The 5791-nt window shown below is 59.9% G+C and carries 5 protein-coding genes; 1 reads left to right on the top strand and 4 read right to left on the bottom strand.

The annotated features are described in order from the left end of the window. A partial coding sequence (locus tag VEZ52_RS14555) for a biotin--acetyl-CoA-carboxylase ligase (protein WP_324837455.1) occupies window positions 1-751 on the bottom strand: 751 nt, incomplete at its 3' end. On the opposite strand from VEZ52_RS14555, the gene VEZ52_RS14550 reads away from it, so the two are divergent. Continuing rightward, complete coding sequence (locus VEZ52_RS14550; RefSeq protein ID WP_324837454.1) at window positions 750-1865, top strand: polynucleotide adenylyltransferase; 1116 nt, start codon at window positions 750-752, stop codon at window positions 1863-1865. The two genes, VEZ52_RS14555 and VEZ52_RS14550, sit on opposite strands and share 2 nt — an antisense overlap. A gap of 34 nt (window positions 1866-1899) precedes the next feature. Here VEZ52_RS14550 and ybeY read toward each other — a convergent pair whose 3' ends face one another. The 3 genes from ybeY to VEZ52_RS14535 are packed head-to-tail and all read right to left on the bottom strand — an operon-like array spanning window position 1900 to window position 5766. Further along, window positions 1900-2361 (bottom strand): rRNA maturation RNase YbeY, encoded by a 462-nt coding sequence (gene ybeY / locus VEZ52_RS14545; RefSeq protein ID WP_324837453.1) that lies wholly within the window; start codon window positions 2359-2361, stop codon window positions 1900-1902. Window positions 2362-2366: 5 nt separating this feature from the next. Next, window positions 2367-4802 (bottom strand): HD family phosphohydrolase, encoded by a 2436-nt coding sequence (locus VEZ52_RS14540; RefSeq protein WP_414649528.1) that lies wholly within the window; start codon window positions 4800-4802, stop codon window positions 2367-2369. Further along, window positions 4768-5766, bottom strand: a complete 999-nt coding sequence (locus tag VEZ52_RS14535) for a PhoH family protein (RefSeq protein ID WP_324837451.1) — start codon at window positions 5764-5766, stop codon at window positions 4768-4770. Before VEZ52_RS14535 ends, VEZ52_RS14540 begins: the two co-directional genes overlap by 35 nt. Window positions 5767-5791 lie beyond the last annotated feature (25 nt).

The following is a 5791-nucleotide window of genomic DNA, read 5'->3' as shown; positions in this document are numbered from 1 at the left end:
GACACAGGCCGCCTGACGTTCCTAGGCCCGCCAGCCAGCCGCGTACGATGCGGTCATCGTCACGCAGCTCCACGTTCTCGCCGCGCCAGAGCAAAAGAGACTCCGCACGGGCTCTCCACCCCTCGGGAAAAGAGTGGCAGTCAATATAAGCTGAAAACATGCGCTTTACAAGGGTTTGCCACAAGGCTTCGGCCCATGGAGGCGTAAAAATGGAGGATTTATGCTGGGCGGCAAGGCTTGTTGCCTCCAGAGCGGCCTCTGCCCGCATCTGTTCCACTGGGGGCGACCAGCGCACATTTATGCCAATGCCCGCCAGCAGCACCCCGCCCCGCTCCTCCAGCAGGATGCCCGCCAGTTTTCTGGGTTCGGCTTCCGATGCGCACAATACAAGGTCATTGGGCCATTTCAGGCGCACCTGCCACCCGTCCATTGCCAGCGCCTCCGCCAGCAGAGCGCCCACTGCCGGGGCCGCCGCCGTGCCGTCAAAGGGGGGCACAAGCGGCAGACGCAGGGCCGCATACACATTGCCAGCAGGCGAGTGCCACTGACGCCGCAATTGCCCGCGCCCCGCTGTCTGGCTGACAACCTGAACACTGTCCCACGGCTCAAGCCAGCCCCGCCCTGCAAGGTTTGCAGCGGTATCAAGGCAGGAGCCTACCTCGCCAAAGCGCCAGATACGCGGAACAAAATTTTTGTCAGCGCCAGTGGGGGAGCTTCCCTCAAACGGTTGGCTGTGACATACTGGGGGCATGGAACTCTACCTCGTCGGCGGCGCACTGCGCGACCTTTTGCTTGGGCGTATGCCCACGGAGCTGGATTTTTCCTTTTCAGGAAGCATGGACGACTTTTTGGTCGCGCATCCCGATGCGGTCTGCGTAGGTAAAAGCGTCAATGTCTGCCTGTGGCGCGGGCGCGAATGCATGCCCCTCCGGGGCGGCACCCTGGCATCTGATCTTGCAGCGCGGGATCTCACCATCAATGCCCTTGCGCTCGACAGCGCGGGGCGGCTGTACATGCATCCCAGGGCGGTTGACGACCTGCGCAACAAAACGATGCGTCCGGCTTCGCCCACGGCCTTTACGGATGATCCCACGAGAATTTTTCGTCTGGCGCGCTTTGCCTCCCGCTGGCCTGACTGGCGCATAGCCCGCGAGGCTTTTGAGCAGATGCGCGCCACGCCCAAGGCTTTGCTGGCGGCCATTCCTGCGGAGCGTGTGGCCAGGGAAATGCTCAAGGCTCTGGCCTTGCCGCGCCCGGCGCGTTTCTTTCGTGTTCTGGCGCAAGGGGATTGTTTGTCCCCCTGGTTTGAAGAACACGAGCGCGCACGCTACATTCCAGCAGGCCCCGTGAAATGGCATGCCAACAGCGTGTTGGGCCACAGCCTGCGGCTGATGGACGAGCTCGCGGGCGATGCCATGGCCGTATGGATGGCCTTGTGCCATGACCTTGGAAAAATCTGCACCGACCCTGCTCTGCTGCCCCATCATTATGGGCATGAGGCGCGCGGCGTGCCGCTTGCACTGGCCCTTGCCAAAAGGCTGCGGCTGCCGGCAGTCTATGCCAGGGCTGGCGCGCTTGCAGCAGAAGAACACATGAAGGCGGGCATGTTTGCCAGCCTGCGCACCGGAACGCGCCGCGACCTGCTGTGGCGGGTTAACCAGCTCGGGCTTTCGCGCCCTTTCTGGAAGCTGGCGGATGCCGACAGCAATTCACCTATCAGCAGTTTGGCCTACCCGAGCCTGAAGGCTATAAACGCCGTGCGTCTGCCCGAAGAATGGCACAACCGAGGCGAAGAATCCGCCCGCAAACTGCGCGAAATGCAATGCATGGCCCTGGCGGCACTGAACAGAAAGTGGGCGGCCTAGCCGAATCCGTTATCAGGCCGGGAGCTTTGCGCTGTCAGGCCATTGCTTCGGCTGCAACTACCATAAAATAGTCGCTCACCGCGTCCATCTGCGCGCTGTGGTCAAGCCCGCACAAGTGGGCCATTCCGTGCGCCAGCAGGCGCAAAGCATGCTCGCCCGGCTCCTGCCCGTACAGCAGGCATTCCCTGCGCAACGTATCCAGTGAAAACAGAAGAGTACCGGGGCTGTCGCAGCCACCGGGGAAGGAAAGCACGTTGGTAGGGCCCTGACAGCCCATGCAGCGCCTGTTGGCTGCGCTCATGGCGGCATCATCGACCAGATGCAGTTCCACAGCCGGGGGCACAACAGGCACATTGGCCTGTTCTGCGGCGGCAAGCATGGCCGCCAGAGCCGCGCGTTGCTGCCTGCGGTCAAGAGGCAGAATCCAGGCGGTGGCCGGATAGCGGCAAAAGATGCGCACGGTTGCCTGTTTCTGGCTGCCCCTGACTGCGCCCATGATTCCTATGCCTGCCCCTTTTCTTCCGCGATGGCAGGTATTCCAGCCTGTTTGGCGCTCTCCGGCTGGCTCGTCAGGGCTTTGACTTCAGGCGATTGCGCCGCAGCGGGTTTGTCTCCGTTGCAAGGCTTGTCGCCGCACTGTTTGCCCTGCCCCGTGGGGGTAAGGGCCGTTGCACCATGCGTTGCAGGGGCAGCGCCGTTTTTGCCGTTGGGCTTGCCCTCGGATCTGGCGGCATCGTTGATTTTGGCGTCAGGATAGGCAATGCGCTGATGGAAAATACCCGTCAGGATGCGCTGAAAGTTTTCGCTCAGGAAGTGCAGATCCTTAAAGGTAAGCTCCGATTCGTCCAGCTGCCCTTCCGAGAAAATACCCTTGATGATGGTGTCAATGTGCGACTTTATGCGCGCGGGCGTGGGATCGTTGAGCGTGCGGCTGGAGGCCTCAACGGAGTCGGCCAGCATGAGGATGGCGGCTTCCTTGGTTTGCGGACGCGGCCCCACATAGCTGAAATCGGATTCACGCGGCTTTTCTCCCTGGTTCAGGGCCTTCTGGTAGAAAAAGCGTATGAGCCGCGTGCCGTGGTGCTGGCTGATGATGTCGGCAATATCCTGTCCGAGTTTGTACCGCTCGGCCAGTTCCGTGCCTTTTTTGACATGCGAAAGCAGGATGAGCGCACTCATGGACGGGGCCAGTTTGTCGTGCTTGTTGGGCCCGCCAAACTGGTTTTCGATGAAATATTCGGGATACGAGAGCTTGCCCACGTCATGATACAGGGCCGCCACCTTGCACAGCAGGCTGTTGGCGCCGATGGCCTTGGCCCCGGCTTCAACCATGTTGGCGACCACAAGTGAGTGATGGTAGGTGCCGGGCACAGTTACCATGAGCTCCTGCATGAGAGGTTGCTCAAGGCTCATCAATTCCATGAGGCGGAAGCGCGTGCTGTAGCCAAAGCTGATTTCAAGCACAGGGCTCACGGCAAAGAGCAGAATGAGCGAGAGCACACTGTTGATAAACACGGCCAGCAACTGCGTGGGCATGACGCCTGGGGCGCTTTGGGCCAGCAGGGTTGCGCCAAACCAGATGATGGACTGACCGATGGTCAGCGGTACAATGCTCCACACCACGTCCTGTCGGTTCTGGGCATTGGTCACAAGCCACGTGGCCAGCATGCCGCCGAGAAAATGGAGCAGGAACAGCGAAAACTGCGCCTGAAACATGAGCATGGTAAAGAATGAGATCAACAGCGCCATGGTGCAATAGCGCCGGGCCGCAAAAACCATGGCGACCAGCCCCACTGCCCCTGCCACAGGGTAGCCCACGGCCAGCGTATTGATGAACGAATGGCTGTCTATGCGCATGCCAAGCACGTACACAGCCTTTGCCCCGGCGCTGAAAAGCAGCAGGAGCAAGGAAATGAGCAGCATGTCCTTGCAGCGCAGAGGGGTGCCGGGTTTGCCGCTGGGGGCAACAAAAAAGCCGATGGAAAGCACCAGCGAGCACAAAAAGGCGCCAGCGGCTATATCCCAGTGCATGGGGTCAGAAGCGGATTTATAAAGCGTTTGCAGCTTGATCTGCTGCTCGCGGCTGACCCTTTCGCCCTTGCGCAGCACGATCTCGCCCTTCTGTATCTGATAATACACGGGCTCAACCATGGACATGACGGCAGAGCTGCGCTTTTGGGTAGATTCCCGGTTCAGCGTCAGCGAGGAAGGCATGGTTGCGGAAAGCAGAATATTGATGGCGCGCCGCGACTGCGGGTTCAGCGTGGAAACCTGCCGTATCTGGGCAGAAATTTCCGCCAGATACGATTGCACATCGGGCAGATTGACCACGTCCGGGCGCAGTATTTCTGTATTCGTATCCAGATTGCGCACAATAACGCCAGAGCGGTCAACCCTGGCCGAGCGTATGTCGCCCACAAGGCCTTCTGCCATATGGTCGCGAATCTGGGGCAGCAGCACCTTGAGCAGATATGTCTGCGCCTCGGGCTGGGCGAGTTCCGGCAAAATTTCGTCAGCAACGGTGGGCGTCAGTTCATCCACCAGCCTGTGGAGCGGGCCTTCTACCCCAACATGGTAGTCAATGCCGTTGTTCAAGCTGCGCATGATCTCCACAATACGGTTCTGAAAGGCCGTAAAGGGCTCAAGACTCAGATCATAGACAGGTGGCTGCAGAAGCTGCACCTGTTTGCGCCGGGCCTTGGTGGCCTGCACGTCTTCAACAAGGATGTCGCGGTCGGCAATGACGTCAGAGTCCGCCACTTGCCCGGCAACGTAGACGCGAGGCACTGCCTCAAAGTTGGCCCCTGCAAGCAGGCTGATGAAAAGCAGGGTGAGCACAAGCACCGAAAGCCCCAGACCACAATGGTGGCGGGCCCGCAGCATGCGAAAGAGTGCGAGGATGCTAGCTGGACGTGCCGCTTTTTTCTGCATTATCATAGGCGTTTACGATTGCTCCCACCAAGGGATGCCGCACTACGTCGGCCTTGGTGAAGTGATGCACTGCGATGGTTGGAACTTTGGCAAGGATCTTCAGCGCGTGGATAAGGCCCGAGCGCGGGCGCTGGCCGCCGGGCTGCAAGGGCAGGTCGATCTGGGTGGTGTCACCCGTTACAACCATGCGCGAGCCAAAGCCCATGCGGGTGAGGAACATTTTCATCTGTTCCTGCGTGGTGTTCTGCGCTTCGTCAAGAATAATAAAGGCATCGTTAAGGGTGCGCCCGCGCATGAAGGCCAGGGGCGCAACTTCAATGGAGCCTACCTCAAGCATGGACGCCACCTTGGGCTGGGGCATCATGTCGTGCAGGGCGTCATAGAGCGGGCGCAGATAGGGGTTGACCTTGTCGGCCAGATCGCCTGGCAAAAAGCCCAGGCGTTCACCCGCTTCCACTGCGGGGCGCGTCAGCACAATGCGTTTGACCTTGTGCTGCTGAAACATGGAAAGCGCCATGGCGACAGCAAGATAGGTTTTGCCCGTACCTGCCGGGCCAACCGCAAAAACAAGCTCATTGCGCCGCAGCAGGTCAAGGTAGGTGCGCTGGGCGACATTGCGTGCGGTGACCGTTTTGCGCGGCGTGTTGACGAAAACGGCATCCTTGAAAATCTTTTCCAGATTCAGGCCGGGATCCGCGCGCAGCATCTCGTAACTGCGGGCAATGTCCTGCTGGCTCAGCGACAGTCCGCCGCGCAGCAGCTCGTACAACTGCACAAAAACATTGCACAGCACCTGCCGCGTGTTCATGTCTGGGCTTTCAATAAGAATGCTGGCGCCACGGCTGCCTATGGAGGCCCCGCTGGCTGCGGCCAACAGCTCAAGATGCGCATTGTGAGGGCCAAATAGCTGATTGGCTAAGGCGGGATCGTCGAATTCGACGGTCTCAAGCATGGAGGAATGTACTGCCATAGCCGCTCTCTAGCCTATTTCAGTT

The sequence above is a fragment of the Desulfovibrio sp. genome (genome assembly GCF_035644575.1).
GTDB lineage: Bacteria > Desulfobacterota > Desulfovibrionia > Desulfovibrionales > Desulfovibrionaceae > Desulfovibrio.
This window is presented reverse-complemented; position numbering and strand designations above follow the sequence as displayed.